The organism is Algoriphagus jejuensis, assembly GCF_039523455.1.
Taxonomy (GTDB): Bacteria; Bacteroidota; Bacteroidia; order Cytophagales; family Cyclobacteriaceae; genus Algoriphagus; species Algoriphagus jejuensis.
On sequence record NZ_BAAAFI010000008.1, the window covers coordinates 98,478 to 114,950 of the forward strand.

Annotated in this window: 18 protein-coding genes; 4 read left to right on the top strand and 14 right to left on the bottom strand. The window is 41.4% G+C overall.

Features of this window, described 5'->3' with window-relative positions:
• Positions 1 to 46: 46 nt before the first annotated feature.
• Positions 47 to 1,843, bottom strand: a complete 1,797-nt coding sequence (locus ABD031_RS09950; protein ID WP_343850914.1) for a restriction endonuclease — start codon at positions 1,841 to 1,843, stop codon at positions 47 to 49.
• A 129-nt stretch (positions 1,844 to 1,972) separates the two neighbouring features.
• Entirely contained in the window at positions 1,973 to 2,482 is a 510-nt protein-coding gene (locus ABD031_RS09955; protein WP_343850916.1) for an SHOCT domain-containing protein, read from the bottom strand.
• A gap of 574 nt (positions 2,483 to 3,056) precedes the next feature.
• On the opposite strand from ABD031_RS09955, the gene ABD031_RS09960 reads away from it, so the two are divergent.
• Positions 3,057 to 4,079 carry a hypothetical protein gene (locus tag ABD031_RS09960; RefSeq protein ID WP_343850918.1) on the top strand — a complete coding sequence of 341 codons (1,023 nt, stop codon included), beginning with the start codon at positions 3,057 to 3,059 and terminating at the stop codon, positions 4,077 to 4,079.
• A gap of 54 nt (positions 4,080 to 4,133) precedes the next feature.
• Here the strand turns inward: ABD031_RS09960 and ABD031_RS09965 are convergent, their stop codons facing one another.
• From ABD031_RS09965 to ABD031_RS09975, 3 genes are all read right to left on the bottom strand, one after another.
• Positions 4,134 to 4,955, bottom strand: a complete 822-nt coding sequence (locus ABD031_RS09965) for a hypothetical protein (protein WP_343850920.1) — start codon at positions 4,953 to 4,955, stop codon at positions 4,134 to 4,136.
• Between the two features lie 60 nt (positions 4,956 to 5,015).
• Entirely contained in the window at positions 5,016 to 5,903 is an 888-nt protein-coding gene (locus tag ABD031_RS09970; RefSeq protein WP_343850922.1) for an IS1595 family transposase, read from the bottom strand.
• Positions 5,904 to 6,140: 237 nt separating this feature from the next.
• Entirely contained in the window at positions 6,141 to 6,278 is a 138-nt protein-coding gene (locus ABD031_RS09975; protein ID WP_343850924.1) for a hypothetical protein, read from the bottom strand.
• A 253-nt stretch (positions 6,279 to 6,531) separates the two neighbouring features.
• On the opposite strand from ABD031_RS09975, the gene ABD031_RS09980 reads away from it, so the two are divergent.
• Entirely contained in the window at positions 6,532 to 7,011 is a 480-nt protein-coding gene (locus ABD031_RS09980; protein ID WP_343850926.1) for a hypothetical protein, read from the top strand.
• 338 nt (positions 7,012 to 7,349) lie between these two features.
• Here ABD031_RS09980 and ABD031_RS09985 read toward each other — a convergent pair whose 3' ends face one another.
• Positions 7,350 to 7,637: a hypothetical protein gene (locus tag ABD031_RS09985; protein WP_343850928.1), complete on the bottom strand. Its 288-nt coding sequence runs from the start codon at positions 7,635 to 7,637 to the stop codon at positions 7,350 to 7,352.
• 453 nt (positions 7,638 to 8,090) lie between these two features.
• Positions 8,091 to 8,348: a hypothetical protein gene (locus ABD031_RS09990; protein WP_343850930.1), complete on the bottom strand. Its 258-nt coding sequence runs from the start codon at positions 8,346 to 8,348 to the stop codon at positions 8,091 to 8,093.
• Positions 8,349 to 8,549: 201 nt separating this feature from the next.
• Between ABD031_RS09990 and ABD031_RS09995 the strand changes: the two genes are divergently transcribed.
• On the top strand, positions 8,550 to 8,861 hold the full coding sequence (locus ABD031_RS09995) for a hypothetical protein (protein ID WP_343850932.1): 312 nt from the start codon (positions 8,550 to 8,552) through the stop codon (positions 8,859 to 8,861).
• Positions 8,861 to 9,478, top strand: a complete 618-nt coding sequence (locus ABD031_RS10000; RefSeq protein WP_343850934.1) for an SOS response-associated peptidase — start codon at positions 8,861 to 8,863, stop codon at positions 9,476 to 9,478. The genes ABD031_RS09995 and ABD031_RS10000 overlap by 1 nt, the downstream gene beginning before the upstream one ends.
• 6 nt (positions 9,479 to 9,484) lie before the next feature.
• Here the strand turns inward: ABD031_RS10000 and ABD031_RS10005 are convergent, their stop codons facing one another.
• The 7 genes from ABD031_RS10005 to ABD031_RS10035 all read right to left on the bottom strand — a co-directional run bounded on the left by ABD031_RS10005 (position 9,485) and on the right by ABD031_RS10035 (position 16,062).
• Positions 9,485 to 10,741 (bottom strand): Y-family DNA polymerase, encoded by a 1,257-nt coding sequence (locus tag ABD031_RS10005; protein WP_343850936.1) that lies wholly within the window; start codon positions 10,739 to 10,741, stop codon positions 9,485 to 9,487.
• Positions 10,742 to 10,753: 12 nt separating this feature from the next.
• The gene (locus ABD031_RS10010) at positions 10,754 to 11,200 is read right to left on the bottom strand and encodes a LexA family protein (RefSeq protein WP_343850940.1); all 447 of its coding nucleotides are present in this window, start codon (positions 11,198 to 11,200) and stop codon (positions 10,754 to 10,756) included.
• Between the two features lie 312 nt (positions 11,201 to 11,512).
• Positions 11,513 to 12,823 (bottom strand): hypothetical protein, encoded by a 1,311-nt coding sequence (locus tag ABD031_RS10015; RefSeq protein ID WP_343850942.1) that lies wholly within the window; start codon positions 12,821 to 12,823, stop codon positions 11,513 to 11,515.
• A 442-nt stretch (positions 12,824 to 13,265) separates the two neighbouring features.
• Complete coding sequence (locus ABD031_RS10020; protein WP_343850944.1) at positions 13,266 to 13,637, bottom strand: endonuclease domain-containing protein; 372 nt, start codon at positions 13,635 to 13,637, stop codon at positions 13,266 to 13,268.
• A gap of 139 nt (positions 13,638 to 13,776) precedes the next feature.
• Positions 13,777 to 14,766, bottom strand: coding sequence for an HNH endonuclease signature motif containing protein (locus tag ABD031_RS10025; protein WP_343850946.1), 990 nt, complete (start codon positions 14,764 to 14,766; stop codon positions 13,777 to 13,779).
• A 183-nt stretch (positions 14,767 to 14,949) separates the two neighbouring features.
• Positions 14,950 to 15,093, bottom strand: a complete 144-nt coding sequence (locus tag ABD031_RS10030) for a hypothetical protein (RefSeq protein WP_343850948.1) — start codon at positions 15,091 to 15,093, stop codon at positions 14,950 to 14,952.
• A 516-nt stretch (positions 15,094 to 15,609) separates the two neighbouring features.
• Entirely contained in the window at positions 15,610 to 16,062 is a 453-nt protein-coding gene (locus ABD031_RS10035) for an SLATT domain-containing protein (protein WP_343850950.1), read from the bottom strand.
• Positions 16,063 to 16,473: the final 411 nt, after the last annotated feature.

Genomic DNA, 16,473 nt, shown 5'->3' on the forward strand with positions numbered 1-16,473 from the left:
GGGTTTGAAATCATTCTGGTCTTAGCTTATAAGGAGAATTGGGAAATCAAGAAATCCCCTTTTGAATTCTCTTCGCTTCAGCCAAATCAATTCTAGCTTTATGACCATGCTTCTCAAGGAGGTAAAGTAGATTAGATCCGTTCATTAAGGTAATGGGCTTATTCCTGGCAAATTCATACGCGTCTGGGCCATAATCCGCAGTAGTCACCAAAATCCCTTTGGTTGCCCCTTCATTTAGGACGGTTCCATAAAGGTCCCTGACTGCTGCCACTCCTACTGTGTTTGTATAGCGTTTGGCCTGAATGACAATCTTACCTCCTCTGATTGGGTCAGGATCAAAAGCGACCGCATCCACTCCCCCGTCCCTGCTTGCTTGCGTCACTTTTACTTCGCCCCCATTAGAATTAAATTCTTTGCCAAAAATTTCCCGAAGAAGGTGCTCGAAATCCTCCCAATCCATTGAGGCCAGGTTATCTCCTTCATTAATTTTATCGGCCACATCATAGGAAGATACGAACCTTTTATCCTCCTTATTGATCTGGGCAATGGGTTGCACAGCAACAATTCCACTCAATTTGCTGCTTCCTATTCCCTTTAGATTTTTAAAGCAAGTTTTGGGATCCACATTTGCCAATTCGATTTCCAAAAACTCGTCTTTCCTTGTTTGGATAGATACAATGCAATTATTAACCAATTTGCCAGTAGCTTTATTAACGGCCTCTACCCATCCATTGAAAATGATTGCATCAATTGCTTCGGCCTTATCTGCCTCAAAAAGTTCGTGGATAGTCCTGAGGGTAATTTTATAGATGGTCTCATCGTATATTTTGGCCACTTGAGCTTCTGAAAGATGAGATTCTTTCAATTCCTTTTTAGTGGCTATGTATTTTACTTCGAGAAGTGTAGGGATCTGAGCTGGGGAAGGCAGTACGTACTCCACCAACAGAATCTTGGATTCTGGGTTGTAGTCAATTTCAAAGTCTTTAGGAAAACTATCTGGATATTCAGAATTGTTCAAAACAAGCTCACAATTCTCTATTACCGCTTGTTGATCACATTTGAGGTACTTTTCCTTTAAGTGATCAATTTTGTTATTATGCTCCAGCTGAAGCTGATAGTATCTGCCTTTTTCGGATTCCCACTCTCTCTCCAAAGCATCAAACTTCTCTTTTAATTTATTTCGTTCCTCTTCAACTTCCGATACTTTTTTTTCAAACTCTTTTTGCAATGCCTGATTATGTGACTTCGTTTCTTGGGCTGCCTTTTCCCATGTAAAAAAAGCATTTTGAAACTCGACTTCCGCTTTACCTTCCTTCTTTACCCGAAAAGACGGGATAATTCTATCCAGTATGGAAAGACTTGCTTTGAATGATTCTTTTTGAGGCGGATTACCATTACTTCTAGAAATGGGTGGATTCGGATCCTTGATTTTCTTTAATTCGGAATTTAAAGAGTTACTGGGATTGGGAACTTTAAATTCTCGGTGATCTTTTAAGCTCTCCCAGTTTACGGCATCATCAATCTCTAAGGTGTGAAGCAAGATATTATTTACAGAATCCTGAATAGATTTGGCTTCCAAGGTTCTTTCCTCTGCCAGGTTTAAATTAATTTCCTTTTCTACGGTTGCCTTTTTGCGCTGATCGGTTCTATGCCATTGATCATCCCATTTGACAAATTGCGCTTCAACTTTTTTATCTAGTATATAACTATCCAAATCTTTCAATATCCTATAGGTTCCTAGACCTAAATGCCTGATTTCTGCGATATATCGAGTATCATAGCTCCTAGTGTACTCGGTATACTCATCGATTTCGTGTAATGAAGAAGAATAATTGTAGCTCATATATTAAGGTGTTTCTTAATCTTCAACTTGGTAGTTTCCCCGCTCGGCGTAGTCAAATTATCATTAGGACTGAATGGGATTTGCAATTCCACCCTCATATCCTTACCAATTTTCAATTGGCTTTATTGATTAATTATCATTTAAGATTTTCTTTTTCTCTAATTCATACTCCTCAACACTCAAAACTCCATCATCCAATAGCTTCTTAAGTTTGGCCAATTGGTCATATTTGTCTGTAGTTACAGTCTGACTCTCCTGAGCACAATTTTCAACTTCACAAGATTGAATTGCATTTTCGATGTCCAGTGTATAATTTGTTATATTACCGCCACCCACAATAAAGTAGACACCCTTGTACCTTTTATGATTATATTTGTTTATTTTCTTCACTGTAACGATTAGTCCCGCGTTGGCTGCTCCAAGCCTATTATCTTCTGGATTGGTAGACACTGCCCATCCACCAACGTTAGCATATACAAATTTCCCATTAGTGTCAGACCCTCTACCTAATTTAATCTCGTCACCGATCTTATAAGTAACGCCGTTTGAAGCTGTGTACTCTTCTAGTTTCTCAGCATTTTGACTATATGACATGCTAACTATGAAGCAGCTAATTAAAACTAATGCAATTTTTCTCATATTTTTAATATTTGATTATAAGTAATTTGTACCTAGACTTCTTTCCTCTTTTTCCAGCATGCTGCCAACAGTAGCTGCTTCCTGTAGAAGCTTTTCTGGAACATCGCGAACCTGCCTTGGTGGTGGCGCTGCTTCCTCTACCTCACCCCTCCCTCTTCTCGAGGAGAGGGCGATCGAGCAGTAGTAGACTTAGAGATACTGTTTCAATCGTGACTATCCCCTTCATGAGACGGAGCATTTGGAAGAAATGGAAAATCAAGAAATCGCCGAAATGCTGGAATAATTCGATTAATTAAAGGTTAGCAATTGGGTGATAGTGAGTTGGTTTCTCAAGAAAGGGAAAAATCTGAAACTAAAAAATACCCAGTACTGGGTATTTTTGGGGTGAAAGCAAGAAAGTTACCCACAACCACATCAATCACCCGGTCGGCGGTTCCAACTCCCGAGATCCCCGTGGACTAGCTGCTCCCTATCCGTTAACTTATTTCGCAAAGTCATGGTATAATTTTAGACAGGCGAAACGAGAGATGAATGACCTATTTTTAGTTTGGAGGGAATTTACTAGATTTTCAGAATGGACATATCACAACAAAAAAGTACGTTAAATAAGCAAATTGAAATATTCTCATGGATTGGTGGAATATCAGCAGTTTTTGCTTTACTCCCATTAATTTGGGCAGGATACCAAGTTCTAGGAAATCACGCCTTTTTCAAAGAAAACGAACTTGGAGATTTTATCGGTGGTACATCTGGAACCTTCGCCTCCTTTGCTGGTCTTGCTTTCGTTTACGTCGCCTTCCTCGGCCAACGGCTTCAAATCTTAATGCAACAAGAGGAGCTAGAATCGAATCGCCAAGAAATGGAGTACACTCGAATGGAAATCCAGGGACAAAGAGAACAATTGGAACTTCAGAATAATTATATTAAAAATGAACAGGTCGTAAGCATTCTATTTCGCTTGATCGATTCATTTATTGAAAATCGAAAAAACGTAACTTACCTAGATCATATAAATTATGAGAAAAGATTAAGAGAAGCTTCCAAACATGGGCAAGGCTCTTCAATTCAAGAGATCCAAAAATATCTTCCAGAAAGAGATGTCGTCTATGGAAATGATGCATTTCAAAATATTATAGTGCATCTTAAAGAATGGACTATTGGATTGAATGGCTGGAGAATTGCAGACTTTCCTAACTTTGAAAAAGTAAACGGTTTCAAGTTCATCGTCAAACCCGATAATTTTAAAATTGATAGCCTTACGATTAATCAAGCTGGATTCATAATAAAAGCGATAACGAATGAAGAGTCGTTAGGTTCCTATTTAAGAGGACTTGTTCATTTACTCAATTATATTAAGAATAATAACCTGAGCGAATTTCTTAAGGTTATTGAATCCCAAATGGGAAAATCAGAAAGAGTATATCTATTTTACTGGATTAACACTCAATTATCTGAAGAACTCATTGATTTTCTGAGATCAAATTATTTTTTAAATACAATATCTCCAAAAGATCTTTTACATCCTGATCATAAATCACTATTTATCCAGAAGAATCGAGACGAAAATTTCAGGAGACTTTTAACTACTCCAAAATAAGTTTAAACAAAATATATCTATCCTATCCCAATAATTGAAAAAGTGAAATATAAACTAAATTAATTTCATGACAATATGCAACCCCATTTCCTCTGCAACATTGCAGGTTAATTCCCCCATATTTTTTAAGTAAATTTTTAACTTTCTTTCTTCACCTGTTTCTGATGCTTTTATTGCATTTTTTAATAATTGAAGATCTTCTACTTTTGAGGAGACATCCTGCGCTTCCATTCGTTGATGCAATAATTCAAGTTCCTTTTTTATCTCATGTAATTCTTCTTCTGTTAAAACATTGGAGTAAATCGGAAAATCAATTACCAATTGAACATTCCTAGTTAATTTCAGGTCAATTGAAGTACGGAATTCCTCTTTATGAGATTCTTTGAGTAAATCTTTATAAGAATCACTTGGAAATGCTTTGATATGAACTTTGATTTTTTTATGAGATTCCCGAACCAAAGATTTATCAATATAAGTTATCAATTCAGTCTTAAGAACTTTTCTTTTATTTAAAAGAGTACCTGGATAATATTTGGTTAATTGAGTATCTCCATATGATGTTTCTACACCTTCGGGTAAATCAATATCAGCGAGATCATTATAAAAACGAATTTGGCCTTTTGCGACCTGTTTAGGATTAACGCAAAAACGCACTTCTAATTCATCAATCCTGTCAGTTAATGGCATTTTACTAGCAAAATGATTTTGATTTATATGGATATTCATGGTATGTACATAAACAAAAAAATTCTCAATATTGAAATTTGTCAAGGCAGTTAGATTTATTGCTTTAGCTCTAAGGTAGTTAAATTTCAAAGGATCAAGAACTTGTTTAAATTGAACTTTAATCCCAAAGTATCTTTCGAGATTTGTCATTTTTTTCTTAATTTAGATATATATAACTAATTAAATATTTACTGAGGTAACTATTTAGGATCATACTATTGAGTAGATCGATAGTTTGTTGGCTGACACCATTCTTGTGATCAGATTATGAAAAACAGTTTGCTTGGACTGCGATCTGTTGATTCGATACGAATATTCGTTTAAGTAGCGTTCTATGTGCTTTTTGCTTACCCAGGAGTAGGTAGTTCTGATCCAGGATTTTACTTGATGGATCAGGTTGTGTAAAGCGATGAAATTAAGCCCAAATTTGCTGGGTATTTGACGGATCGAATATTCTTTCCCAATTGGGCCATAGCCTTTTCTTTCATCGGTAGTGACCTGGGCATCTTTGGAAACATGCCTTTCGAAGAGAGGCCGTAATGATTTGGCCGAAAAATCCTGGATCTGTAGGGCGTAAAACCGCTTCACTTTACCCGAATCAGTCAATTCGGCTGCGCAAACGACTTTTTTCTTTTTGCCTCCATACCCTCTTCCTACGTGGCCTGTTTCCTTGCCTCCCAGAACAAACTCATCCACATGCACGGTGCCGGTGAGGGGTTGAGATTCACTGGATTTCATGGCCTCACGCACTTTGTGCATGAACATTCTGGCTGTTTGCGGCCGGACAGCGTAGCGTCTGGACACCTGGAGGGCAGAGAGGCTTTTGGTGGTAGTGGCCATTTCAAAGCAGATGTGAAAAGCCTTCAACAGACCAAATTTCACTTTGTGGAACAAGGTGTCTGCGCCGGAGCTTTCCGTATCACTACACTTGTTGCAGGTTCTCGAGTAGTCTTTGCGGATCTGGCTTCCCTTGTGACCACACTTCCTGCAAATAAATCCCTGGTTCCACTTCAATTCACTGAGGTACTTTTTACAATCTTCTTCAGTTTTGAAGCGTTGAGTAAACTCTATGATGCTTTGTCCTTTAAAAATGTCCATTTCCTTAAGCTGATGCAGGTTAAAGATATGAATTTAAATGGTCACCTCAGAATATTTATATAAATTTTAGTAATCCAACTTAGTCATTGAGTGCAAATCCCCTTGCCATATAAACTATCAAGCTGTCTATAAAAACAGAATTTTACCCAAAATTTTTCTCCCTCCTCCCGGTTTGCACACCAAGCAGACGGTAAGGCCGCGATCCCTGGCTTCAGCAAGCGTTGCTTCCCATCCTGTCTACGCATAGCGGAAGGTAGTCCGGTGGCATTTGGCACCGGTCTTGGTGACAAATACCTTACTCTCCGACTGCGCCGAAGCGGAGACAAATGCAAAGAGAAGAACCGAAATCAGAAAAACCCGGAATGCAGGGATCATCGGGAGATAAACGGGTTGCAAAGCGGTGGTAGTGAGTTGGTAGGGCTAAGAAAGGGAAAAACTAAGGGATAAAAAATACCCAGTACTGGGTATTTTTGGGGTGAAAGTGAAAAAAGCGAGGGGAGTGTAATACGGCACTTGACCAAATGCAAGTATAGTGACATAGAAATACTGCTAATTCTTTGAAAATTAATCAGATGTAATGGTGTGATGTAAAAGATTTTTGCTGTATTTTTCATCTTAGCATATTGATATGGCGCTACCAAAACAAGATTTCATTAATGAGATAAGAAATGTTAAGTATACCGCAATGCGGGGAGAGGATTACTATTGCCTGAAAAAAATGTCAGGACAGCAGAGGGTTATTGCTTTTTTCGAGTTTCATGCCAATAAACTATACGTACGTGATTATGACGATAAGGGCTATTATCCGAGTTTTCATTTTAAGCCATACCGGCCAACTCCAAAATGGGTTAAGGTACTCGTCAAGTCTTTAGGGTTTTCAATGTTATTAACAATAATTCTAGAAAATTTATATTCCTATGGCTATTTCGGCGCTGATAAAATTTGGTTTTTGAGTTTTATTTTATTTTTCGCTATGGGAAACGTCTATGTATATTTTATTCGTAAAAACAAGCCTAAGAAGCCTCCCCGCTATGCAGACCCAGTGAGGATGGAAAAGTACCGAATGAGATATAAAGAGTTAACAGGTAGGGATTATGAAGGCGATTGAAACGGACTTATCCCCTGTTCCGCAAGTGACAGGCAACCGTATCGGTTTTTAATAATATGATCCGTTAATGGGGATATCCAGAATATCGCCCGCCGCTTTTAAATTTTCGGTTGTTTTTATATCCATTAAGCTAGGCTTCAAGCCTCCCTTCTTGGAGTAGTCAAATTATCGTTTGGACTGAGAGAAGTTTTTAACTTCACTCGAATATCCAAACCAATTTTTAATTGGCCTGTTTACCTCACCCCAGCCCTCTCCTAAAAGAGAGGGAGCTTGAGCAGTGGTGGATTTGGAGATACTGATCCCTTTTCTGCGTAGAGCGGCCGTAGTGAGTTATTTTTTCATTCATCAAAATATTTGATTGCTTTAACCAACTGATCAATTTGAGTTTGTTCACCCTTTGCAGCCGCTTGATGTAATAACCCTGATAAAACAGCATTTCTCGTTGATTCAGGAATCACACATGGACTTAGAATTCCTCGTGACTGAGGGTAATTTTCCCAATGGACACCAAGTGTTTTTTCACCTTGAGTTGATTGGTTTTTATGATTATATCTACCTGTTATCAATACTAAACCATCATCGACATGAATTTCATTTATATCACTCCAAAAAGAAATCATTTTCATATTGCTAGGGTTATTTTATATGTTATCATTTCGCTTAGTCTGAAATTATAAAGAGCTGTTTATCATTACTTTGAATCCAAAATAGTCACTTATTCCCCGTCCGGGAGTAGTCTACCTCACCCCAACCCCTCTCCACATGGAGAGGGAGCTTGAGCAGTGTTAGACTTGAAGATCCTGGTCTATTCCTGACTGTACCATTAATGAGAAGGAGCACTGAATAAAAGGGAAATCATGAAATCGCCGAAATGCTGGAATAATTCGATTAATTAACGGTTGGCAATTAGGTGATAGTGAGTTGGTTTCTCAAGAAAGCAAAAATTCGGAACTAAAAAATACCCAGTACTGGGTATTTTTATGTCTGATCTACAAAAAGTTATTCACAATTGGCTTTATCGCCCCCTTTCTGTCTGAGTAAAGATATCTTACGCAACCAACCAAGATGAATAGGTAAGGTCAGTTGGGATTCTCGATCCTCTTCCTTTTTATTCTCATCGGCTCGGAGTCCCGGTCGGGGACGTTGAACATTCTGTCATAGAGCAGTTGGTAATCGTGGAGCTGGCCGCAAACGTGGTAGATGATGTCTTCCGGCCCACGGTTTTCTTTCTTAAGGATACCACGCTCCATAAAGTGCGCCAGCATAAAATGCGCCTTTTCCCAGTTGTGGTCGTTCAACTTGATGATCTCCATAAATGTGTAAAAAGTGCGCACCATGGCAGAAAAATATAGTGTGAGAAAGGAAGGTGAACTAAGGTAAGAATTCTCAACTAAATATCAATTCTCCTTTAATCTGAAAAATAAATCCTGAACGTTGATCTCCATTGACCATACCGTCAACGTAAACTTCCGTGAAATACAATCTTTGTCTTTTGTTGGAAAATCAATTATGTTAATAAAAATTTCTGTGCCATTCCTATGTCGTTGATTATAATTCCCACTTACTTCGGTGAAGTTACTTTCCCAGTTCCGGAAGATTATCCCGTTCCACCCATTGGGGGTGACTTTTATTTTCATTTTGAATCTGCAATCAAAGACCCAGGGGAATGGGAAGCGGTAAGATCCATGATCGAAAACGATGTCCTGACGGTGGATAGAATAGAAGTTGATGCGGTTTACTTACGCGAAGGACGAAGGCCGGAGTTGGTTGACACAGCACCAGAAGAATACTATCTTACCTATCTGGAGTATTGGAAGAAAAATCCTGCGACAAAACCTCCGGATTTCTGATGTGTTTCTACTTTTTCTCCGATGGTCAATGGCTGGCCGAGCTTTCAACCGATGAGCTGTACGGCCCCTGGGTCAAGCAACTGGATGCCTTTGAAGGGCAGCATTACAATGTTGGATTTGCACATCCCAAACTGAACATCCTGACGAACGACTTTGAAAATCCCATTGCCCAGATGGAATGGGGGCTTTTGCCCCACTGGGCCAAGGACAAATCGTTCCAGAAAAATACACTCAATGCCAGGCTCGAAACGCTGGAGGAAAAGCCCAGCTTCCGCTCTTACGTAAATAAGCGCTGCCTAATCCCGGCAGAAAGCTTCGTGGAATGGCAGTGGCTTGACCCCAAAGGGAAGACTAAGCAGAAATATAGAATTAGGGAAAAAGGAGAAAGCTGGCTTTCCTTTGCAGGATTATACAGCAGTTGGACTGATAAAGCTACGGGAGAGATCATCCCAACCTTCACCATTATCACCCGTGAAGCAGAAGGGATCATGCGGGAAATTCACAACACCAAACTGCGTATGCCGATGATCGTATCGAAACAGGAACGCGATCTCTGGCTTGCCGGAGAAATAGATGTGGCGACTCCACCAGAACTGGAAGCCGAAAAGGCTGAATAACCTTCCTCACAGCATAATCCTGATCACCTCATCCAGATTGGTGGAATACCGGGGCGACAGACGTTCCTGTTTCATCTTCCATACTTTTCCGGGATCTTGAGAGGCCAAACGGACTTTTTTCCCATAGAGCAGATTCAACCTATCCAAAGTCTTCATGAGCGGCACCTGCCGCGGATCCCGGTTTTTAAAAAGATTGAGTTGCGGTTCCAGCTCGGAGGTGAACTTCTCGACGATCACCCCCGCCTTTTTGTAGTGATAACCCGCACGGAATATCCGCTTCAGGGCTTCCACCGCAAACTTGGAAAGCTCCATCCCCGAGTTGGTAGGGAAAGGCAAGTCCACGCTGATCTTCTTGCCATATTGGGGGAGATCAGGCCGATGGCCATTGGTATAGACAAAGACCGACAGCGAGCTGCAATTGCTGCCTTGGCTTCTCAGCTTTTCTCCGCAGGTAAAGGCAAAGGTGGACACCCGCTCACGGATCTGCTCCAGCTCGGTGTAGTTAGCGTCAAAGGATCGGGTCACTGCAATAGCCTTTTTGGAGGCCACACTTTCCAGACCCAACACGGAGACACCCTGCAAGTCCCGCTTCAGGCGAAGTCCAACTATCGATAGATGCTGTTTTACCCAGTCGTCCTTCAGGCGGGTGAAGTCCAAGGCGGTCTTCACCCCGAGCTTTTCCAGGCGCTTGGCATGCTGGCGACCAATACCCCACACGTCCCCGATGTCCAGCCACCTCAATGCCTTGATGCGTTTTTCCTCGCTGTCCATGGCGTAGACGTTGGCTGTATGTTCGGGGTATTTCTTGGCTATGCGGTTGGCGACTTTTGCCAGGGCTTTCGTCGGAGCAAAACCCACTGTGATGGGTATCCCGGTCCAGCGGAAGACCTTCCCGCGGATTTCGGCACCCAAGCGGAGCAAGTCTTCCGATTTCAGCCCGTCCATCTTCAGGAAGGCCTCGTCGATTGAGTAAATCTCCATTTCGCTGGCGTAGTATTCCAGGATAGACATGACCCGCCTGCTCATGTCCCCATATAGCGTGAAATTTGCCGAAAAGACCTGCACCGAGTTTTGGTTAAAAAGTTTCTGATACTGAAATGCAGGTGCTCCCATGGGGATACCTACCTCCTTTGCTTCATTGGAGCGGGCGATAACGCAGCCGTCGTTATTGCTAAGGACGACCACCGGCTTGCCATTCAGCTCCGGGCGGAAAACCCGCTCGCAGGAAGCATAGAAGTTGTTGCAGTCTACCAAGGCATACATGGGATGCGGGTGTTAGAATGATTTAATCACGTAGGTAACGATACCCCAGACCAAAAACTGGTTGTCGGGCTTGACTTGTATGGGTGGGTAAGCTTCGTTCTCCGGCATCAGCCATAGCTCCGCCCCGCTCTTCTTGATCCGTTTGGCTGTAAACTCCCCATCCAAAAACACCACAGCAATCTTGTTGTTGACTGGCGGCGCGCTTCGATCAATGACCATCAGATCTCCGTTCTCGATACCGGCATTTTTCAGAGAATGTCCCTTAACCCTTCCAAAGAAGGTCGCAGAGGGATTTCTGATCAGATGTTTGTTGAGGTCAATCTTCAAATCCTCAAAATCCAGGGCCGGAGAAGGAAATCCCGCGCTGATACCGTTGGAGAAGTAGGGGATTTCTAGAGCAGGGCCAACGGTAGCGCAGAAAAGTTCAAGCGTCTGTTCCGGATTTGGGTGGAGTTCCATGAGATTGGAGATTGGTACCCCACAAAGCTATCTGAAAATGTACGGAAGTAAATGGGTGCGGACGGAAAATGTCAATATAATAAACGACGGAATGTTTGTTTAATAAACATTTTAATACTGATTAAAGGAGTAGGTTATCTGAGCTTGATAACTCAATCCATAAACGGATTGCAATGCGGTGGTAGTGAGTTGGTAGGGCCAAGAAAGGGGAATTAGTTTGGATATGCTACCTAGCAAGCGCTCCTCCCTACTGTGCTACACTTACCACCGTAGTGTCGCCAGTCTGCGATAATTCAAGGTCGCGGCACCTCATCATGTCAGCTGCCCATTTAGTTCCCTCCTCCATTCAGCAAAACTATCCCTCGCAGTAGCATCATTTTTCTTGTGAAAAATTCTTCTAAAAACTAAGTCATTATCTTGAAGGTTGCGCTTGTAGGTCTCTACGTAGCTATTTCTGCCGTCCGTCCGCACATTGTTCAAAATGCCCTCAATTCTTTTGAACTGCTGCTCCACATCTTGCTTTCCATTCCCGATGCTCCAAACATAAGTCGCGTGGGAATTGAGCAACTCCCAAACAAAATGATTATTCTCTTCACCTTCAATCAAAAATAGAAAGCCAAAGTTGGGTTTTAGTGTATAGCGAAGTCTATAATTCTCGCTATGCTTTTTATCTGCTAAGTAGGTCAGTTGTTCTTTATTTCGAATACCCTCTTTCTTTAATAAAGAATCGAATACATCATTTTCTGACTGATTAAAAATATTGCCGTTAACGTCACTATCTCCAAGTTGATCAAAGATCTCTTGCAATGTAAACAGAGATTTCTCTGAGGTACTTTCACCCGACACTCTAGCAAGCGAAGCCGTTCGCTGATCCTTTACACTTTCAATAAGGTCAGGAGTAATTTGCTCGATTTGGCTTGATTTAGCAAATATTTCAGTAACCTCATTATTAGCAAAGGTGATTGAAGCCAAGACATAAATCCTTTTTGATCCCAATTTTTTAGCAAACCAAGATTTAACATTGTCAAACTCTGCCAAAATGTGTTCATTAGGAATTTTCAAGTCAAGATCTCTATCAATTTTTTCTATATGCTTCGTGAAAGTAACATACCCCCTTACAAAACGAGTATCATCGAAATCAATCCAAAACTCTTCTGTAATTACGATAGCTGTTGGCTTTTGCTCCACCTCGCGGTTGCTTGTGAAAGACTGAATGTCCTTAACCGAACTACGGCTAGTAGCCCCGTTCGCCTCTCTTTTTGAGGAATGATGAGCATCTACACCCAACAAACTCTCTTTCAGACGGCTTTTTTGATAGTACATCAACAATGGCTCAAGTTCTTGCCAATTAAATTTCTCAAACACCAACTTGTCAATAAGGAACTGCTGCCTTTGACTTTCGAAGTCCGCTAAGGCGTTCGTTCGATACTCTTTGACAATCACACGTAGACTTCTATCGCTAAGGAGATAATCAAGTTGCTCTACTTTCCAGTAAATGTCTCCATCTGACCGAAAGGCCATATGTTCGTAGGGGATATTTGTATTTTGGATAGCAACAAAATGCTCCGGATTTAGGAAAACCTTGTCGTTAAAAACTTTCAAAACCATCATTTTCTTGCTCATTTGATTTGCCCCTGAAGTTTTCTCTTGCCAAAATATTTAAAGATATCGGTCGTAGCGTTTCTCTGTTTTAATAACACAGACCTCCGACTGTGCAGAAGCGGAAAAAAAAGCGAGAAATATCACTAATAATCGGAATGCAGGGATCATCAGGTGGAAAAACGGGTTGCAAGGCGGTGGTAGTAAAGTTGGCCTAAGCAAGGACGAGAAAGCAAAAGACAAAAAAAATACCCTGTATTGGGTATTTTTGAAAAAACCTCACCCCAACCCTCTCCTAGTGGAGAGGGAGCCTGAGCAGTGTCGGAATGAAAATCTATATCCCATTTAGAATGGAGGAATTTCCGACTAACGGAAATTTAGGTGAGGACCAGAATTTAGTGCCCTCTTCCCGATATCGCTGCGCTCATCGGGACGGGCTCTCAATGAGAGGGTCAGGGTGAGGTGCTTACGGGAGCAATGCCTTTATTCTCTCCAACACTTTCTCTAGCTCATTCAGAACTTCCTCATTTTTGAATCTCAGAATCTGGATACTGAATTCTTGAATCACTTGGTCTCTACTCCTGTCGTGTTCTTGTTGGCCGATCCCATCATGCACTTCCCCATCGAGTTCGATCACTAACAATAGCTCATGGCAGTAAAAATCGGCGATATAGCAAGAGATTGGGTGTTGGCGGCGAAACTTGTATCCACCCAATTGTCTGTTTTTGAGAACTTCCCAGAGTAGCCGTTCTGCGGGTGTAAGAACCTGTCTCAACTCCCTTGCCCTTTGGTGAGTGATGGATGATGCTCCGTAGAAAAGGTTACCGGAATAAGTCATGGTCTAGGAAGTGGCAAAAAATCTGTTGTCAAATAATTTGACAATGAATCTATTGCTAAATGATACCCTGGACTCGGTATAAGTTTTTTCCTGCGACTTAAGAAGTCCTTAGGAAGATGGAGAATGAGCGACTTGGAACTCAAGTATTGTCATCAAAAGTGTCCCCGCCAGCCCATTCTAAACCCTGGGCGAGGGTAAACTCTTTCTCCGCTCCATCCTTCTTAAAAAAGCTACCCATATTCCGATGAACATATTTCCCATTTTCAAAAATAACCTCAGCCAAGGACCAGGGTTTTACGGCTCGGCTGTTACTGCTTTTACCCAGCACCCACAAGATGTCTTTATCTCGTGAAACGGCATAAGCCTCTACAATCGAATCCGTATATCGGTTGCGTGAAAACACCTCGCCGATCTTTAGGTTGACGGCGTATTTCTCTATCGGAATGTGCCCCTCGGCTTGGGGACAAAGTGGAAATACCGAGGGTGTCTTCCAATTTGCTTGAATTACATTTGGAGTCAGCGAGGCTACAACTGCTTCGCTATGATTTGGAATGGATTCTTGGCTTTTTCCAAATACCCATTCACCCAGGGTATTGCTTTTGGAAGAAGCTTTGGGCTCGCTCTTTCTTGCCCAATTGCTTAGCCGTTGCCACGAAGTCTTGGCCTCTTCGGGTGTTACCGTTCTCATCCAGCCAAATTTTGGGTCTTTATCCAAGTATTCCTTCAGAATGGCAGGATTCGCAATAAATGCTTCCATACTACCACAATAGAAAACAATCTTCTTACGGGTAATGGGGTTGCTCAATTTGTTGTCAAGCTTGCTTACCCATCGGAGATTCTCTGGCCGATTGTTTCGGCGATTGGTATCCAAATGGTCTACCACGTTTTGCTCCGGCGATGGAGGCTCACCCAAAAAGGCATCAGCCACAATCCGGTGAACCACTTCGGATGCCATCAGCAAATACCCATTGTTGTTTGCCTTTCCGAAAGTCCACTCGTTATCCAATCTACGGAGCAGTCTGTTTTCACGGGTATGCCTGTATACCGCCCCATTGTCACGAACAGAGTAACGCTCCCCCTGATAAATACAGTCCATTTGTCGCTCAAAATCATTTACATCGACAGGCATTTTACTTTGCGATTTAAGTGAATCACCCAAAAACAGCTCTAATAACAACCATACTCCATTTCTTCAAAATACCTCCGGCCATGAGGTGGGACTTGCAATTCCAAACTCCCTGCCCAATGGGATTTAGACAGGGGAATGTACTCCTTTAACAACTTAATATTGAAGAGAATGACAGTCACACTTCTATTTCCCCGGCTTATGCTGGTGAGGTTTCAATGACGGCGTATTGCCGGGAGTTTCTTTGTTGTCCCTTTGTCTTCTGTCGGGTTGGCCGGTAGTCTTAGCAATTCTTTTTGGCCCTGGTTTGATTCCGTTTCTAGTTTTCATAATTGTTTGGTTTTGGTAAAAATTACTTATCCAATATAGAAGACCTTAAGCCAATTGAAAAACTGATTCGCAAAGCAAGTCCCTTAATATCAGACAATAACTGTCTGACATTCTACCCTCCATACTGCAATGTCACCAAACGGCCTCCCAAGCGTTTGAAAGAAAGATTAAGGCCCACATAAACCAAACGAGTTAAAGCTGTCAGGTGGGATTCTCTATCCTCTTCCTTTTTATTCTCATCGGCGCGAAGTTCCGATCCGGGACTTGGAACATTCTGTCATAGAGCAGTTGGTAATCATGGAGCTGGCCACAAACGTGGAAGATGATATTCTCCGGTCCACGGTTTCCTTTCTTTAAGATGCCAAGTTCCATAAAGTACACCAACATAAATGCGCCTTTTCCCAGTTGTGGTCGTTCAACTTGATAATTTCCATAAAAGTGTAAAAAGTGCGCACCATGGCGAAAAAACATAGTGTGAGACAGGAAGGTGAGCTAAAGCCGATAGTCTTTGGAAATTCATTCTTCGCCTGAATCAGAGGCTTCGATTATGGCTTTTTGATAATCCAGTATTTTTTGGAATTCTTTGAAGTGTATTTCTCTGTTCTGCTTGTAGGTCTCAGGACTAACAGTATAATCGAAACATATCCGATCTCTTAGCCTCCTAAGATCAAACAAAAAAATGTCATAGCTTTTTGATTTGTCTTTAAATGAGAATAGGCCTTCGATTGCAGCGGCAAAAGTCACAAATGTACTCAGCAATAATACCAAGTTGTTCGGATTGAAACTTTTATCCGAACTTCCGATGTCCCATCCTGTTAAAACAGTAATTGAAGCCCCTGCAATAAAGACGATTACCCTAGCCGCTTTGTGAAAGAATAGATATCTGGATTTCTTTGACTTAATGCTATCGATCCTTGATTCAAGCTCTTGATAGAAAAGATCGATTTCCTTTAATTCATTTATTTTCATGACAGTTGAGATGATATATAAAACTTGTTGGTCACTTAACTAACCCTCGATCGGCTTAGTCAAATTATCGTTTAGACTAGGTGGGATTTGCAATTCCACCCTTGAATTCAAATCAATTTGCAATTCTTTACCTCACCCCTGCCACTCCTGAAAGAGAAGGCGATGAAGCGGTAGCAAAATTGAAAATTTTGATCCACATAGGACTTCTATAGTCTTGAAAAGGAGCATTTTGAAGAAATGGAAATAAAGAGATAGCCGAAATGCTGGAATAATTCGATCAATTAAAGGGTAGCTATTTGGGTAATAGCGAGTTGGTTCCTCAAGAAAGGGAAAAGCCTGAAACTAAAAAATACCCTGTACTGGGTATTTTTTGACCTGCCTGAAAATAATTAATTGCCTTTCAGGGAAAGA